Source organism: Flavobacterium magnesitis (assembly GCF_041729735.1).
GTDB classification, from domain to species: domain Bacteria; phylum Bacteroidota; class Bacteroidia; order Flavobacteriales; family Flavobacteriaceae; genus Flavobacterium; species Flavobacterium magnesitis.
Map to the genome: position 1 here is coordinate 132,183 of NZ_JBCFQK010000006.1, position 17,049 is coordinate 149,231.

Here is a 17,049-nt window from a genome sequence, read left to right on the forward strand (position 1 = left end):
TAGTTGATATCCAAAAAAAGAGTTGAAAATTAAAATAAAGACTTCTAATAAATCAAAAAACAAAAGATGATAATTGTATTGAAATGTTTTTAAAACACGCTTAAAATTAAGATACAAAAGTCAATTTCAATCTAAAAATATTATCATTTTATAATAATAAATAGATTTTTATAATAATAAAAAAAAGCGCTGATTAAGGCGCTTTTGATAGTTATAATTTATTTAAGAGTTGTTCTATAAATTCTTTTTCTCTTTCTGAAGAACTTTTGGGAGGATTAGCTTCTAATTTTAAAATTTCGTCTCTAAAAGTATTTTTAAATTCGGAATCCAATTCTAAATGGTATAAATTTAAAATTGTTCTCGATCGCACAAAAGTAGATTCACTTCTCAATGACATTGTAAATAATTTATGCAAATCTTCATTATCATAATCAGACACTTTTAAAGGAGCATATTTCAAAATTAAATTGGCAAACAACAAAGAGCTTTTATTATTATTGATGTTTTTCTTGAATGAATTTTGCAACAAACTGTAATTAGAAATTCCGGATAAGGTCTCTCCTATTGCATTTCTAATAGCATTTCGCTCTTCTCTTGTACCCACTTTAAAATATTTATTAATGTCTTTTAAAGCATTATTGATACTATTACTGTCTTTTTTACCTTTTTCTTCCCAAGCGTCTTTCAATCCTACGGTTTTATTAAAGACTAATTTAGAAGCAGTTGAATCTTTATCAACATTAAAATAACCCAAACGTTGAAACTGAAATTTATCTCCTGGAGCTGCTGATTCCAGACTTGGCTCTACAAATCCTTTTATAATAGAAAGTGAATTTGGATTCATAAAATCAAGGAAATTCTTTTCTTTATGACTGTCTGGTGCTTCATCAATAAACAATCTGTCGTACAAACGCACTTCGGCTTCAACGGCATGCTGCACCGAAACCCAATGCAAGGTTCCCGCTACTTTACGTTTAGAGGCTTCACTCCCGCTTCCACTCAATGAATCAGTATCATAAGTTACCTGAATTTCCTTAATAGTACCATTTTCATCTTTACTAACTGATTCTGCTTTAATAATATAAGCATTTTTAAGACGCACTTCATTCCCTATACTTAATCGGAAAAATTTTGCCGGAGCTACTTCTAAAAAGTCTTCTCTTTCTATATAAAATTCTTTAGAAAAAGGTACTTTTCTAAAACCGGCACTTTCATCTTCCTGATTATTTTCGGCATCTAATAGTTCTACTTTTCCGTCAGGATAATTAGTAATAACCATTTTTACAGGATCTAAAACAGCCATAACACGAGGTGCTGTTTTATTTAAATCATCACGTAAACAGAACTCTAAAAGAGAATAATCAATGATATTTTCCCGCTTAGCAACTCCAATATTTTCACAAAATTTTCGAATAGAAGCCGATGTATATCCTCTTCTTCTCAAACCCGAAATAGTAGGCATTCTTGGGTCATCCCAACCATTTACTATATTTTCCTGAACTAATTGTAACAGTTTTCTTTTGCTCATAACCGTATAATTCAGGTTTAAACGCGCAAATTCATACTGATGGGGTCTTACTTTATTAGTATCATAAATCTGGTCTAAAAACCAATCGTATAATTCACGGTGCATAACAAATTCTAAAGTACAGATAGAATGTGAAATTTGCTCTAAATAATCACTTTCACCATGGGTATAATCATACATTGGATAAATACACCAATCGTTTCCTGTTCTATGGTGTTCTTTATGCAAAACACGATACATAATTGGGTCACGCATTAGCATATTAGAAGAAGCCATATCAATTTTAGCACGCAAAACATGAGTTCCTTCTTCAAAATCACCGTTTTTCATTCCTTCGAATAAAGCTAAATTTTCTTCTACAGAACGATTTCTGTACGGACTATCAACACCTGCCTGACTTGGTGTACCTTTTTGGTCTGCCATCGCTTCAGACGATTGACTGTCAACATACGCTTTCCCATTATTAATTAAAAGAATAGCCCAATCATACAACTGCTGGAAATAATCAGAAGCATATAATTCCTTATCCCATTGAAAACCCAGCCATTGCAAATCTTCTTTGATAGCATCTACATATTCCTGCTCTTCTTTTGCAGGATTTGTATCATCAAAACGGAGGTTTACCGCAGCATTATATTTTAGTCCCAAACCAAAATTCAGACAAATAGATTTAGCATGTCCAATATGCAAATATCCATTCGGTTCAGGCGGGAAACGGAATCTTAATTTATTTTGAGGAAAACCATTAGCTAAGTTTTCTTCGATAATTTGTTCTATAAAATGCAGTGATTTTTCTTCAGTTGACATGTCTAAGTTTTAAAAACACAAAGTTATCAAAATTGTTGATTAAATAAGAGCTTGGCTAATTGCATATTTACTTTAAACTTAAAATTTCAAATATTTTGTACTTTTACAGCCAATTAAAACAATTTATTTTAACAACAGCAATATGGAAACTATCAAATTAAAAAATATTAGAACTTTTTCCTATCACGGATGTCTGGTTGAAGAAGGAAAAATAGGTTCAGACTATGCTGTTGATTTAGAAATTAAGGCCGATTTACAACAATCTACACAATCAGATAATTTAGCAGATACTGTAGATTATGTTCATTTAAATAGAATTGTAGTCGAAGAAATGGCTATCAGATCCGAATTATTAGAACATGTTGCTAAAAGAATTAATGCCAGAGTGCTTGCTGAAATTCCGATGGTAATGAAAACAATTGTTTCGGTTTCTAAACTAAATCCACCTATTGGTGGTGATGTTGAATCAGTTACCATCGTATTAAAAGAAAGTAGAAATTAATATTTAAGAATTTAGATTAACGATTTTTGATTTCAGAATTCAGAAGTAAAAAACAAACTTTTTTTATTTAGAATTCGACGTTTGGATTTTTGATTTTTTATACTACCTTTGCAGTCCATTAAATAAATGGCGTCGTGGCCGAGCGGCTAGGCTGGGCTCTGCAAAAGCTCCTACTCCGGTTCGAATCCGGACGATGCCTCAAGAACCTCTAAAGTAATTTAGAGGTTTTTTTATGTCTAATTTTTAGAAAAAATTAAGTAAAGTTTAGGTTCGAATCCGGACAATACCTCTAAAACCTTCAAAAAAACTTGGAGTTTTTTATGTCTGATTTTTAAGAAAAATTAAGTAAAATTTAGGTTCGAATCCGGACAATGCCTCTAAAACCTTCAAGGAAACTTGGAGGTTTTTTTATATATCATTTTTTCTAAAAATGAAGTAAAATTTAGGTTCGAATCCGAACGATGAATCTAAATCTTCAAGGAAACTTGGAGTTTTTTTATGTCTGATTTTTAAGAAAAATTAAATAAAGTTAGGTTCGAATCCGGACGATGCCTCTAAAACCTTAAAGGAAACTTGGAGTTTTTTTATGTCATTGCGAGGAACGAAGCCATCTCATTTAGTAACTCTACAAAGTTTCTTAATTTAAAACTTGATAAATTCTGTTCGGAATATTTTAATGTGATTGCCACGCTAACGCTCGCAATGACTAAGCATAAAAAAACCGCTCATTCTAAGCGGCTTAATCATCTATTTTATTTTTGTTCTTCAATATGCTGAAAAGCTTTTTTAACCATTTCTTTTTCTTTTGGGAACCAGCCCTGGATCATTAAAATAATCCCAAAAACCATTAAAACAATACTAATTCCTTTTTTTATTTTTAAAATATTAGATGGTGTCATTTTAGATTTTAATTGCTTAGCTAATAGTATTTTAAAACAATCTACTACTAAATAAGTAATAATAACAGTAGTAAAAAATGTCATCATTCGGGAAGTTTGCATGTCTAATTTAGGTCCAACAGAAATAATTACAGCCAGCCAGAATCCTAAAACTCCGATATTAATAACATTTAAAAAAAGTCCTTTTAAAAACAAACTGAAGTAATCTTTTTTAATGATTTCCCTGTCAATTTCCTTAGTATTAATTCTTTTTTCTTTTCTTAAACTTAGTAACGATATTATTCCATAAGCAAACATTACAATACCTCCGAAAATAAAAAGTGCCGGCTTATCTTTCAAACTCTGAATCAATCGGAAACTACCTAAATAAGCAATTGAAATAAAAATTATATCACCTAAAACTACTCCTAAATCAAAAACAAGAGCGGCCCTGAATCCTTTTAAAATACTGGTTTCCAGTAAAATAAAAAAAACAGGACCAATCATAAAACTCAGGAAAATTCCCCATGGAATCCCTGATACAATATCGTTAATCATTAATCTTAGAATTTATTAGAATAAAAATACATTTTTTTTATTCTTTTTCTTCAATTTTTCCTCCTAAAATCGTTTGTTGATTGATTTGTTTTGGTTTACCATAGATAAAAATACTTCCTCCTGCTTTCACTTTTGCATCGACTAATGTACTTGCATTTATCTCAGCATTTCCACCTGCTGAAACATTTACCGTAGTTTGTGAAGTATTTAAATTTTTAGCTTTCAATACACCACCTGACATAATTACTACATCCTGATTAATTGCAGCTCCGCTCAACTCAATAATTCCTCCGGTAACTGCTTTTACATTTACTTTTTGAGCATCTACTTTTAAGTTAATTTGTGCTCCTTCTTTGGCATTTAAATTAAAAATAGTTTGCTTAAAAATAGCATCTCCTGAAACCGAAGAACCTTCATTAGCTGTTATATCATCAATATTTTTATAATATAATTTGATAGCAATATCATCTCCTGATAACAATTTAGGGAAAGGCATTCTTAACTTCAACTCACCATTATTAGTAACAACTTCTACTTCTTTTTCTCTGTTTCCGCTAATAACAACTTTGTTTTCAGTCGAAGCTATTAACTTAACTGTCAGTTTATCATATACTTTTAAGCTACTAAAATCACCTAATGTTTTAGTTAGCTGTGCAAAACTTACTTGTGATACAATTGCTAGTGCTACTATAAATATCTTTCTCATTTTCATTCATTTAATTGTTTATTCTGCTCTTCTTAAAAAATTAAAATCCAATTGTTTTTTAACTAAATCGGCATTTTTTACTTTAACGTAAATTTCGTCTCCTAATTGTAATAATTTGTCTGAAGTTGCTCCAACTAAGGCATACTGTTTTTCATCAAAAGTGTAATAATCCTCTTTTATGTCTCTTATTCGAACCATACCTTCGCATTTATTTTCTACAATTTCAACATAAATTCCCCATTCGGTAACACCTGAAATAACACCCAAAAATTCCTGATCCTGATGATCCTGCATGTATTTAACCTGCATGTATTTAATAGAATCTCTCTCGGCATTTGTAGCTAAACCTTCCATGGTAGAACAATGTACACACTTGGTTTCATACAATTCTTCATCAGCTGATTTTCCTCCATCCAGATAAAACTGTAACAAACGGTGTACCATAACGTCAGGATAACGACGAATAGGCGAAGTAAAATGTGAATAATAATCAAAAGCTAATCCGTAATGACCTATATTATCCGTAGAATATTTGGCTTTACTCATACTTCTGATAGCCAGTGTATCAATTAAATTCTGCTCTTTTTTACCATTTACATCAGCCATTAATTGGTTCAACGATTTCGAAATATCGCCCGGATTTCTAAAATCAATTTTATAACCAAACTTGGCAATTACATTTTGCATGGCAATTAATTTGTCTTCATTGGGTTCATCGTGAATTCTGTAAATAAAGGTTTTCTTTTGTTTTCCAATGTATTCTGCTACTCTCCTATTAGCTAAAAGCATGAATTCTTCAATCAGATGATTAGCATCTTTTGAAATTTTAAAATAAACGCCTTCCGGTTCTCCTTCGGCATCCAAATTAAATTTTACTTCTACTTTATCAAATGAAATAGCGCCATCAGCCATTCTCTTTTTACGGAAAATTTTAGCTAATTCATCTAATTTAAGCGTTGCTGAGACAATTTCCGGAGAAACTTGATAGGAACTACCAGTTATCGAAATTTCTTCCGGAATAGTATCATCTTTCGTTTCTATGATATATTGTGCTTCTTCATAAGCAAATCGCTGATCGGAATAAATTACTGTTCGACCAAACCATTGATTTACAACTTGGCATTTTTCGGTAATTTCAAATACTGCTGAGAACGTATATTTTTCTTCTTGCGGTCGTAATGAACAGGCAAAATTAGATAAAACTTCAGGAAGCATTGGTACTACCCTATCTACCAAATAAACCGAAGTTGCACGTTGATATGCTTCATCATCCAGTATGGTTCCTTCTTCTAAATAATGTGAAACATCGGCAATGTGAATCCCTATTTCGTAGTTTCCATTTTCTATTTTTTTAAAAGATAAAGCATCATCAAAATCCTTGGCATCTTTTGGATCTATCGTAAAAGTCAAGGTATCACGCATATCGCGTCGCTTGGCAATTTCAGCTTCGGATATTGAAGTATCTATTTTTTGAGCATAGGTTTCTACTTCAATAGGAAATTCAGCCGGTAAACCATATTCGGCTAAAATAGCATGAATCTCCGTATCATGTTCCCCAGGTTTTCCTAGCACTTTAATTACTTTTCCAAAAGGACTATCGGCTCTTTTAGGCCAGTCTTCGATATGAACTAAAACCACATCTCCATTTTCAGCTTCACCTAAATTATCTTTTGGAATAAAAATATCCGTATACATTTTAGGATTTGCAGTCGATACAAAAGCAAAGTTTTTTTGGACATCAATAACACCTACAAAATCGGTTTTATGTCTTTCTAACACTTTAATTACTTCACCTTCAGCGCGTCTTCCTTTTCTTCTATTATAAACATACACACTTACTTTATCTTTATCCAATGCCCGATTTAAATTATTGGTTGGAATAAAAACATCTTCTTCAAAATCTTCACAAATAAAATAAGCCGTTTTACGACTCGTCATATCTATTGTTCCTTCATAATAATCCTGACTTACTGCCTTGATTAAATATTTTCCAGGTTCTGATTCAATAATTTTCTTTTCAGCAGCAAGAATCTTTAAATCTTTTATAATTTGATTTCTACTTTGTGTATCATCAAGTTCTAATCTTTCAGCTATTTGCTTATAATTGAATGCTTTATTAGCACTATTCGATAATATTTTTATAATTTTATCTGAGAAACTTTTCTCTTTCTTAGCAGGCTTTCTTAATCTTTTTCCCATACGTCTTTTCTTAAAAGTCGAAAATTACAAAATAGTTCACAGTTAAAAGAATATAAGAACAGTTTTAAAGAAAATATAACGGATTAGCAATCGTTTCAACATTATAAAAATTGGATATGGAAACTTTTATTACCATTGCTACTTTTGATTACATTCATGAAATCGAAATTCTAAAACATCGCTTGGATCAGGAAGGTTTGCAATATTATTTTGAAAACGAAATCATGTCATCCATTGCTCCGATGTATTCTACAGCATTAGGCGGAATCAAACTTAAAATTCATCCCAACGATTTTGAAACTGTAAAAGCAATTCTTCAGGAAATGAAATACAATAACAATTTAAAAATTGTTTAATTTTTCAAAGTTGTCAACATATAATACTATTATAAAAAAGAAAATTTTAAATTAATTAAATTATTGTTTGTTATTATAGCGTGTTAATAGCTGCAATAATTTTTTTAGAAATAGTATATAAATGAAGTTTTATCATGTTATAAAGACTTATTAACATAGTTATATTTAGCTAAATATTTAGTTTTAAAGCAATTTTAAAATTTAGTTAACAACCGTTGATAACCTAAAATCATTTTAAAATGTAAATAAGTAATTTTTGAAATTGTATTGATAAACTAGTTTTTTGTGTTTATAACTTTTCTAAAAATGATCCAAACTTTTTTAGGTTATTAAATTCCAATTTTGGATTAGATTTTTTTTCGATACAACCAAAAAAAACTTCTAATTTTCTTTCTCAACTTATTAACAAAAGATGTTAAATTAAGGTTAACTGAAAATCAAGCAATTATGAATAGCTATTAACAATTCAAAATTTTAACAAATAAATTATATTATAATAATTGATTTCCAGTGTTTTATAAATTATTATAAATGTTAACAAACTGCTATTCTATTCAAAATCTGAGGATTGCAGAGTAAAAGAGAATTAGTTATTTTCTGTTTTTTTTAAAATAATAAAATACAAATAGTTTTTGGTAAATTTGCAAAAATTAAATTGATATAAAATGAGAATCTCAATAGGAAACGATCACGCAGGTCCAGAATATAAAAAAGCAATTGTTGCAATGCTTGAAGCAAGAGGATATAAAGTTACTAATTATGGAACAGATTCAGAAGCTTCTGTTGATTATCCTGATTTTGGACATCCTGTAGCAACGGATGTTGAAGAAGGAAAAGCCGATTTTGGAATTGTAATTTGCGGAAGCGGAAACGGAATTGCAATGACTGTTAATAAACATGCTGGAGTGAGAGCTGGTTTGTGTTGGACTAAAGAAATTGCTTATTTAACACGTTTGCATAATGATGCTAATATTGTAAGCATTCCAGCGCGTTATACTTCAATTCAACAAGCTATTGAAATTGTAGAGACTTTTTTAGATACAGCGTTTGAAGGAGGAAGACACCAAAACCGAGTGGATAAAATTGCTTGTAAATAAAATTTTCGCGGTGCTACGCACCAAAATAAATAGTCAAGCTCGGTAATTCACCGGGCTTTTTTTATTTTCTATTAACTCAATTAATGTTAATTCAGTCAATGTAATGACTGAATTAATGTAAATTCAGTCAACGTACTGACTGAATTAACGTTTTTTAATTATATTTGTATCTAAATTATTAAAATTCAAGACTATGAATTTTTTAGAAAGAGGAATAGATACAATATTTGCTAAAAAAGTTTTACCTAATAAAGTCTTGATTTTATTGGGTGCAAGACGTGTAGGGAAAACAGCTTTCATTAAAAATTATCTTTCTTCTGTTCCAAAAGAGGATTATTTACAATTAAATGGTGAAGATATTCAAGATGCTGATTTATTAAAAGAAAGATCTGTTGCTAATTACAAACGTCTTTTGGCTAATGTAAAATTGTTAGTTATTGACGAAGCACAAAATATTCCAGAAATTGGATTGATTTTGAAATTGATTGTCGATTCCATTGATGGAATAAAAGTAATTGCCACAGGTTCATCAGTTTTTGATTTATCTAATAAGTTGGGTGAACCTTTGGTGGGCAGGAAAAATACGATCTATTTATTTCCATTAGCACAAATGGAATTTGCTAAATATGAAAATTTTAAGGAAACCACTCAAAAATTAGAAGAACGATTGCTTTTTGGCAGTTATCCTGAACTCGAACAATATCCAAATTGGAATGATAAAATCAATTATTTAAAAGAGATAGTAAATTCTTACTTATTAAAAGATATTTTGGTTTACGAAGGAATTAAACAATCCAATAAAATTCTGGATTTATTAAAACTAATTGCTTTTCAAGTTGGTCAAGAAGTGTCATTGCAGGAATTAGCCAGACAATTGGGTATTTCTAAAAATACGGTCGAAAGTTATTTGGATTTGCTTTCTAAAGTTTTTGTAATCTATAAAGTACCCGGTTTCAGTAGAAATTTACGCAAAGAAATCACCAAATCCAACAGATGGTATTTTTATGATAACGGTATTCGAAATGCGATAATTGCCTATTTTAGTCGTTTGGATTCCAGAACCGATGTGGGCGCTTTATGGGAAAATTATCTCGCATCTGAACGAATTAAATACCAAAATTATACTCAAAAAAGTGTTGCTAATTATTTTTGGCGTACTTATGACCAACAAGAATTGGATTGGCTAGAAGAAGAAAATGGTATTTTAAGAGGATACGAATTCAAATGGAATGAAAACCGAAAAGCAAAGATTCCTACGGCTTTCGCCAAAGCGTATCCAGAAGCAAAATTTGAAGTGATTAACAAGCAAAATTATTTAGATTTTATACTGTAGCCCAATAAAATCAATATATAGACAATAATGTCGCAAACATGTCGTAAATAAACCGCAAGATAAAATATGTTACTCCGTCTAATTTTGAAGAAATTTTAAAACTATATTATGGAAACTATCGGAACAAAAATTTCAAAAATTAGAAAACAAAAAGGGATGTCCCAAGAAGAACTTTCGGATTTGTCAAAAATTAATTTAAGAACATTACAAAGAATTGAAAAAGACGAAAATGAACCTCGAGGTAATACGTTAAAACAAATTTGTGAAGTTTTAAAAATCAACATTGAAGAATTACTCGATTATGGAAAAAAAGAAGATAACAGCTATTTAATTTTCCTTCACTTATCAATAATTTCAAATATCATAATACCTTTAGGTAATATTATTTTACCACTTATTTTGTGGTTAAACAAAAGAGATAATATTATTGAAGTTAACAATCAAGGGAAAAATATTTGAAATTTTCAAATATTCTTTTCGATAATTTCAAATTTAATCTTAATGATTGCCGTTTTAGGTAAGATAATGCATTTGAAATTGGGTATAGTATCAATTTTCTTGGTTTATTTTCTTTTTTATTTTTTAAACATTTGTTATTCAATTTATATAGCTGTTAAAATAAAAAATAACCAGATAAAAAACTATTATCCAAATCCTATAAAATTTTTGAAATAATTTTACTATAATAAAATCAAAAACCTTTGTAAACTTTGCGAAACACTTTGCATCTTTGCGGTAAAACATCAAAATGACCAACATACAATTCATCGCTAAGTCTGTACAAACAGCAGCCATAAACATTCAAAAAACAGTTCAATTATTAGAAGAAGATTGTACGATTCCTTTTATTTCCCGTTATCGAAAAGACACTACAGGAAATCTGGATGAAGTACAAATTGAACAAATTGCTAAACTTCAAAAAGAATACGAAGCAATTGTAAAACGTAAAGAAGCGATTCTAAAATCAATTGAAGAACAAAAACAATTAACGCCGGAATTAGAGAAAAAAATCCAACAAAGTTTTGATACGCAAGAATTAGAAGATTTTTATTTGCCATTCAAAAAGAAGAAAAAAACAAAGGCCGATGTAGCTCGTGAGAACGGTTTAGAACCTTTGGCAAAAATAATCATGGCGCAAGGAAAAGATGATGTCGATTTCCTGGCTACAAAATATTTAAATGATAATGTGATTAATGAAGATGCAGCTTTGCAAGGTGCACGCGACATTATTGCCGAATGGATTAACGAAAATATTTTTGTTAGAAAACAGTTGCGAAGACTTTTTCAAAGAAAAGCAACAATTACTACTAAGGTAGTAAAAACCAAAAAAGACGAAGCAGATGCTCAAAAATTCAACCAATATTTTGATTGGTCAGAACCGTTGACAAAAGCACCTTCGCACAGATTATTAGCAATGCTTCGTGCCGAAAATGAAGGTTTTATCAAGTTTAAAGTTGAAGTGGATATTGAGGAAGCTTATGATATTATTGACGAATTGGTTTTAAAAGGTCAAAATGCCAGCACACCACATGTGCAATTAGCCATTGAAGACAGTTATAAAAGATTACTAAATCCTGCCATTTCAAATGAAGCTTTACAAGAAGCGAAAGCTAAGGCTGATGCCAATTCGATTCAGGTTTTTGCTAATAATTTAGGGCAATTATTGTTGGCGCCACCATTGGGAGAAAAACGAATTTTAGCCATTGATCCTGGATTTAGAAGTGGTTGTAAAGTAGTTTGTCTGGATGAAAAAGGTGATTTGTTATACAACGAAACCATTTATCCACACGCACCACAAAATGAAAGTGCGATGGCAATGAAAAAAATTCGTTCGATGGTAAATGCTTATAATATTGAAGCTATTTCGATAGGAAATGGAACCGCTTCTCGCGAAACGGAATTTTTTATCAAGAAAATAGCTTTTGATAAACCTGTTCAGGTTTTTGTGGTTTCCGAGGCTGGAGCTTCGGTGTATTCGGCATCAAAAATTGCGAGAGAGGAATTCCCAAATTATGATGTGACTGTTCGTGGTTCGGTTTCTATCGGGCGACGATTGAGTGATCCTTTGGCCGAATTGGTAAAAATTGACCCAAAAGCCATTGGCGTAGGCCAATACCAACATGATGTAGATCAAACCAAATTAAAAGAAGAATTAGATACTACGGTGGTTCGTTGCGTGAATTCTGTTGGAATAAATATCAATACGGCGAGTAAACATTTGTTGAGTTATGTGAGTGGAATAGGAGAGAAGCTGGCAGAAAACATTGTGAATTATCGTTCTGAAAACGGCCCTTTTGAAGATAGAAAACAACTAAAAAAAGTCCCTCGATTAGGCGAAAAAGCCTATCAACAAGGTGTGGCTTTTATTCGAATAAAAGACGGAAAAAATCCATTGGATAATTCGGCAGTGCATCCAGAAGCTTATCCGATTGTAGAAAAAATGGCAAAAGATTTAAAGTTAAAAGTAACTGATTTGATTGCCAATAAAGAAAAAACAGCTTTAATTAAACTTGAAAATTATATTACACCCGAGATTGGTTTACTAACTTTAAAAGATATTATTAAAGAGCTGGAAAAACCAGGATTAGATCCAAGAAAAGCCGCTAAAGTATTCGAATTTGACCCGAATGTAAAAACCATTAAAGATTTGAAAACAGGAATGATTTTAAATGGAATTGTCAATAACATTACCAATTTTGGATGCTTTGTCGATTTAGGAATCAAAGAAAGTGGTTTGGTACACATTTCTCAGCTTAAAGCAGGCTTTGTAAGCGATGTAAACGAAGTAGTCAAGTTGCATCAGCATGTTACTGTAAAAGTAACGGAAGTGGACGACGATAGAAAGCGTATTCAGTTGACGATGGTTTTGTAAAATCCCAAAAACAAAAAATCCCAAAATCCATATGTAACAATTGGATTTTGGGATTCTTAATAAAAAAATAAATTTTTTATTTTGTTTCGTCTTCTTTTTTATCAGCTGGCTGTTGATCGTCTTTAGAGGCGTTTTTGAATTCTTTAATTCCACTACCCAAACCTTTCATTAATTCTGGAATCTTTTTACCTCCAAAAAGTAATAAAACAACTGCCAATATAACAAGGATTTCTGTAACTCCAAATCTTCCCATGATTGAATAATTTATGCCGAAGCAAATTTGTATTAAAAACTGGCTACAAAGATAATTAGAATAACTGAACACAAACTCATTTTAAGGCAATTATTTAGTTTTTATAAAGTTAAAAATTATTTAATTTTTTTCTATGTATTTATAATGATAAGCTAATGCAGCCAAAGCACATTGATTGACATTAATTATTATATTTGTGAAATAAAGAAAAAAACATGTCAGGGAAAAGATTAAAAAGAAAGAAACTTCACAGTAAATTATTCACTAAAAACCGATTGGTTATATTGAATGAGGATACTTTTGAAGAAACTTTTTCTTTAAAATTGACTTTAATGAATGTTTTTGTTGTGGCAACACTCGGTGCTATTCTTCTAATTGCAGTAACCACATTTATCATTGCTTTTACACCGCTGCGCGAATTTATTCCAGGTTATTCCTCTTCGAAATTGAAAAAAGATGCTACCGAATTAGCTCTGAAATCCGATTCGCTAACCATGGCTCTAAAGAAAAATGAAGCCTATATTCAATCGATTCAAAAAGTGCTTAATGGACAATTGGATTATGCTAAATTCAATAAAGATTCCATTTTAGCAGCTTCGACAGATACCATTCAAAAAGTAGATTTATCACCTTCAGAAGAAGAATTAGAATTGAGAGCCGAGGTGGAGAAGGAAGAGAAAAAAGCACAGCAAACGGTTTCTAAAAAGAAGAAAAAATAAGCATTTGATTTTTAAAAATTGAATTCATTTTTTCTCAACAAATTTATAATCAGCAAAACGAAATGTCAATAAAATCAATAGCGGCAAAACTATTTGCTAAAAATATTTATAAAAAAACACAGCTTTGGTCAAAGAATCCTGTGGCGACTCAACAAGCAGTTTTTGAAAGTTTAATCAAAGATGCGCAACAAACGCAATTTGGCAAAGACCATCATTTTGACCAAATTAAAACCACCGAAGATTTTGCCAAAAAAGTACCCATTCGGGATTACGAAGATTTAAAATCGTATGTGGAAAAAGTAGTAAAAGGTGAGGAAAATGTGTTGTGGAAAGGCAAACCCTTGTATTTTGCTAAAACTTCGGGAACTACTTCGGGAGCTAAATACATTCCGTTGACTAAAGAATCTATGCCGTATCATATTGAAGCTGCCCGAAATGCTATTTTGCATTACATTAATGAAACGGGCAAAGCCGATTTTGTAGATGGAAAAATGATTTTTTTACAAGGAAGTCCCATTTTAGAAGAAAAATACGGAATTAAATTTGGACGACTTTCTGGAATCGTAGCGCATTTTGTTCCAAAATATTTGCAAAAAAACCGCATGCCTTCCTGGGAAACCAATTGTATTGAAGATTGGGAAACTAAAATTGATGCCATTGTCGAAGAAACTTTTGATGAGAATATGACGGTTATTTCGGGAATTCCGTCTTGGGTGCAAATGTATTTTGAGCGTTTGCAGCAAAAAGGAGGAAAGCCTGTTGGTGACATTTTTAAAAATTTCAATTTGTTTATTTATGGCGGTGTTAATTATGAACCGTACAGAGCCAAGTTTGAAAATTTAATTGGAAGAAAAGTAGACAGTATTGAATTATTTCCAGCTTCAGAAGGATTTTTTGCTTATCAGGATTCACAAAAGGAAAAAGGAATGTTGTTGTTGTTGAATGCTGGGATTTTTTACGAATTTATAAAATCGGATGAATTTTATACTGAAAACCCGAGGCGTTATACAATTGGAGAAATCGAATTGGGCGTGAATTATGTCATGATTATTTCTACCAATGCAGGACTTTGGGCGTATAATATTGGCGATACCGTTCAGTTTACCAGCCTAAAACCGTACAGAGTAATTGTTTCGGGACGAATCAAACATTATATTTCGGCTTTTGGCGAACATGTTATTGGCAAGGAAGTCGAAAGCGCTTTGCAGGAAGCGATGGAAGGAACCAATATTCGTGTAAATGAATTTACCGTGGCGCCACAAATCAATCCTGAAAGTGGTTTGCCGTATCACGAATGGTTTATTGAATTTGAAAACGAACCTGAAAACAGCGTTACTTTTGCGGAAGCAATAGACAAAGCCATGCGCAAGCAAAATATTTACTACGACGATTTGATAGTTGGAAATATTTTACAAAAAGTGGTTGTTACCAAAGTACCAAAAAACGGTTTTCAGGAATACATGAAATCCATTGGTAAATTAGGAGGTCAAAATAAAATTCCAAGGCTTTCTAATGATAGAAAAATTGCTGATGTTTTATCAAAAAATAACTAATGAAAGAAGGTAAAAACATATCGAGAACCAGAGCTCAGGAATCATCGGCAGCTATTGAAAAAATGTACATTACGATGCGTCATTTGTTCAATAGAGGTTTTTATAAACCGATGGGAATTTCGGGCGATACTTTGCGAGAAGCATTAATGACTTTGCGTCCCGAAATCTATGGAAATATTGCTGACGAAAAAGTAGAATTAAAAGGACTTTTGTACGTTATTGAGCGATTGCCAGTAGGAATTGAAGAATGTCGTTTTATCAATTTAACTTCAGATGAAGGCTATTCTAAATCCCATTTTCAAGCGATAATTCCGCCTAAAAGAAGACGTAATTGTTACCGAATTGACGAAGAGCAAATGAATGTCGAAATAACTCGTGGCCGTTCGGATATTTATGATATTTTGACGCATTTGACGTTTATTTTTATAGAATCACATAAGATAAAAAATCGTGTTTTATTAGACGATGGAGGCGAAGTTTCGCGCGATTGGTTGAAACTGGAACAAGCAGTTTTAAAAAACGAAAAATTATCGTTAATCGAAAAGGAAATTGCTATTTCGCATGCAGCAAATATTCTAGCCAGAACTTTTGAAGATGTATTAGAAATTTATGATGATTTTGCTTCAGAGGAAGTTCCGGATCGTTTTTTACATATTATTTTTTGGTTGGGAAAATTAGCCATCGAAGAAGTATTAACTAACAACAAAAGAACGATTACTTTTAGTCCTATTCTCCGAGAACGTTTAGGACATCATATTCATGGCGAAATATGGGCAACACACATTAAGGAGGTTTTAAAGGAAAATCAACTTTTAGGTCGTCCTATTCATATTATTAGTGCCAATATGCACTCGGTTATGAATTCTATTTTTGCTAAAAATGCTTTAAAAACTACTTTTAAAGGCAAGTCTGATTTTGAGGTTTTTGGAGAATTAAGTAAATCTTCCGCTTATGAAGTTCGAAACAAGGTCAAAGAAGTTGCTTTAAAACAAGGCATGATTTTCTTGCCTGAAACTGCAGGAACTAATATTGATGTCCAAATTTTTGATACAGCCAAGATTGATTGGGCAACAACTTCTTTTCCAAATGCTAATTTTGGAGATGAAAAACCAGTATTGATTGTAATGGATTATGCTTTTGGCGAACAAGCCTATGAAACTGTTGATGAATTATTGAAGCCTTATAAAAAGAATATTTTACTCAATGTCCAGTCGGTTTCAATTATGGGAAAAGCTGGGATTCTGGAAGGAGACAAAGGCGATATTATGATTCCGAATGCACACATCAATGAGGGAACAGCGGATAATTATTTTTTCGAAAATGAATTAATTCCTGAAATGTTTGAAGGCAATGATATTGCTGTTTTTTCGGGTTCGATGGTTACCGTTTTGGGAACTTCGCTGCAAAATAGAGATTTGCTGAAATTCTTCCACGAATCAACCTGGAGTGTAATTGGATTGGAAATGGAAGGTTCACATTATCAAAAAGCGATACAATCGGCTTCTAAAATTAGAAAAAGTATCCCAAAAGATGTCAAAGTGCGTTATGCGTACTATGCGTCGGATAATCCGTTAGAAACAGGAAGTACTTTGGCTTCAGGCGGATTAGGAACTACTGGTGTAAAACCCACTTATTTGATTACCATTAAAATATTAGAACAAATTTTTAATATCAGTTAGAAAATAATT

General features: G+C 31.5%; 14 protein-coding genes and 1 tRNA gene. 10 read left to right on the forward strand and 5 right to left on the reverse strand.

Going from position 1 to position 17,049, the window contains the following annotated elements; translation table 11 throughout:
- Positions 1-211 precede the first annotated feature (211 nt).
- Positions 212-2,335: a glutamine--tRNA ligase/YqeY domain fusion protein gene (locus AAGV33_RS06395; RefSeq protein WP_373391130.1), complete on the reverse strand. Its 2,124-nt coding sequence runs from the start codon at positions 2,333-2,335 to the stop codon at positions 212-214.
- A gap of 142 nt (positions 2,336-2,477) precedes the next feature.
- Between AAGV33_RS06395 and folB the strand changes: the two genes are divergently transcribed.
- Positions 2,478-2,837 (forward strand): dihydroneopterin aldolase, encoded by a 360-nt coding sequence (folB, locus tag AAGV33_RS06400; RefSeq protein ID WP_373391131.1) that lies wholly within the window; start codon positions 2,478-2,480, stop codon positions 2,835-2,837.
- Between the two features lie 128 nt (positions 2,838-2,965).
- Positions 2,966-3,036 (forward strand) — tRNA-Cys (locus tag AAGV33_RS06405).
- 553 nt (positions 3,037-3,589) lie between these two features.
- Here the strand turns inward: AAGV33_RS06405 and AAGV33_RS06410 are convergent.
- Genes AAGV33_RS06410 through rnr form a run of 3 tightly spaced genes read right to left on the reverse strand, consistent with a single transcriptional unit; the run spans position 3,590 to position 7,178 of the window.
- Positions 3,590-4,273, reverse strand: coding sequence for a LysE family translocator (locus AAGV33_RS06410; protein WP_373391132.1), 684 nt, complete (start codon positions 4,271-4,273; stop codon positions 3,590-3,592).
- A gap of 37 nt (positions 4,274-4,310) precedes the next feature.
- Positions 4,311-4,979, reverse strand: a complete 669-nt coding sequence (locus AAGV33_RS06415; RefSeq protein ID WP_373391133.1) for a head GIN domain-containing protein — start codon at positions 4,977-4,979, stop codon at positions 4,311-4,313.
- A gap of 18 nt (positions 4,980-4,997) precedes the next feature.
- Complete coding sequence (rnr, locus tag AAGV33_RS06420) at positions 4,998-7,178, reverse strand: ribonuclease R (RefSeq protein ID WP_373391134.1); 2,181 nt, start codon at positions 7,176-7,178, stop codon at positions 4,998-5,000.
- A gap of 116 nt (positions 7,179-7,294) precedes the next feature.
- Between rnr and AAGV33_RS06425 the strand changes: the two genes are divergently transcribed.
- The 5 genes from AAGV33_RS06425 to AAGV33_RS06445 all read left to right on the forward strand — a co-directional run bounded on the left by AAGV33_RS06425 (position 7,295) and on the right by AAGV33_RS06445 (position 12,836).
- On the forward strand, positions 7,295-7,534 hold the full coding sequence (locus tag AAGV33_RS06425) for a DUF2007 domain-containing protein (protein WP_373391135.1): 240 nt from the start codon (positions 7,295-7,297) through the stop codon (positions 7,532-7,534).
- A 665-nt stretch (positions 7,535-8,199) separates the two neighbouring features.
- Positions 8,200-8,631 (forward strand): ribose 5-phosphate isomerase B, encoded by a 432-nt coding sequence (rpiB, locus tag AAGV33_RS06430; protein ID WP_373391136.1) that lies wholly within the window; start codon positions 8,200-8,202, stop codon positions 8,629-8,631.
- A 193-nt stretch (positions 8,632-8,824) separates the two neighbouring features.
- Positions 8,825-9,964: an ATP-binding protein gene (locus tag AAGV33_RS06435; RefSeq protein ID WP_373391137.1), complete on the forward strand. Its 1,140-nt coding sequence runs from the start codon at positions 8,825-8,827 to the stop codon at positions 9,962-9,964.
- Positions 9,965-10,072: 108 nt separating this feature from the next.
- On the forward strand, positions 10,073-10,423 hold the full coding sequence (locus AAGV33_RS06440) for a helix-turn-helix domain-containing protein (RefSeq protein ID WP_373391138.1): 351 nt from the start codon (positions 10,073-10,075) through the stop codon (positions 10,421-10,423).
- 289 nt (positions 10,424-10,712) lie between these two features.
- Entirely contained in the window at positions 10,713-12,836 is a 2,124-nt protein-coding gene (locus AAGV33_RS06445) for a Tex family protein (protein WP_373391139.1), read from the forward strand.
- Positions 12,837-12,912: 76 nt separating this feature from the next.
- Here the strand turns inward: AAGV33_RS06445 and tatA are convergent, their stop codons facing one another.
- On the reverse strand, positions 12,913-13,089 hold the full coding sequence (gene tatA / locus AAGV33_RS06450) for a twin-arginine translocase TatA/TatE family subunit (protein ID WP_373391140.1): 177 nt from the start codon (positions 13,087-13,089) through the stop codon (positions 12,913-12,915).
- Positions 13,090-13,304: 215 nt separating this feature from the next.
- Between tatA and AAGV33_RS06455 the strand changes: the two genes are divergently transcribed.
- The 3 genes from AAGV33_RS06455 to AAGV33_RS06465 all read left to right on the forward strand — a co-directional run bounded on the left by AAGV33_RS06455 (position 13,305) and on the right by AAGV33_RS06465 (position 17,040).
- Entirely contained in the window at positions 13,305-13,808 is a 504-nt protein-coding gene (locus AAGV33_RS06455; protein ID WP_373391141.1) for a peptidase, read from the forward strand.
- Positions 13,809-13,870: 62 nt separating this feature from the next.
- Positions 13,871-15,361, forward strand: a complete 1,491-nt coding sequence (locus AAGV33_RS06460; protein ID WP_373391142.1) for a GH3 auxin-responsive promoter family protein — start codon at positions 13,871-13,873, stop codon at positions 15,359-15,361.
- Complete coding sequence (locus AAGV33_RS06465) at positions 15,361-17,040, forward strand: DUF6909 family protein (RefSeq protein ID WP_373391143.1); 1,680 nt, start codon at positions 15,361-15,363, stop codon at positions 17,038-17,040. The genes AAGV33_RS06460 and AAGV33_RS06465 overlap by 1 nt, the downstream gene beginning before the upstream one ends.
- Positions 17,041-17,049 lie beyond the last annotated feature (9 nt).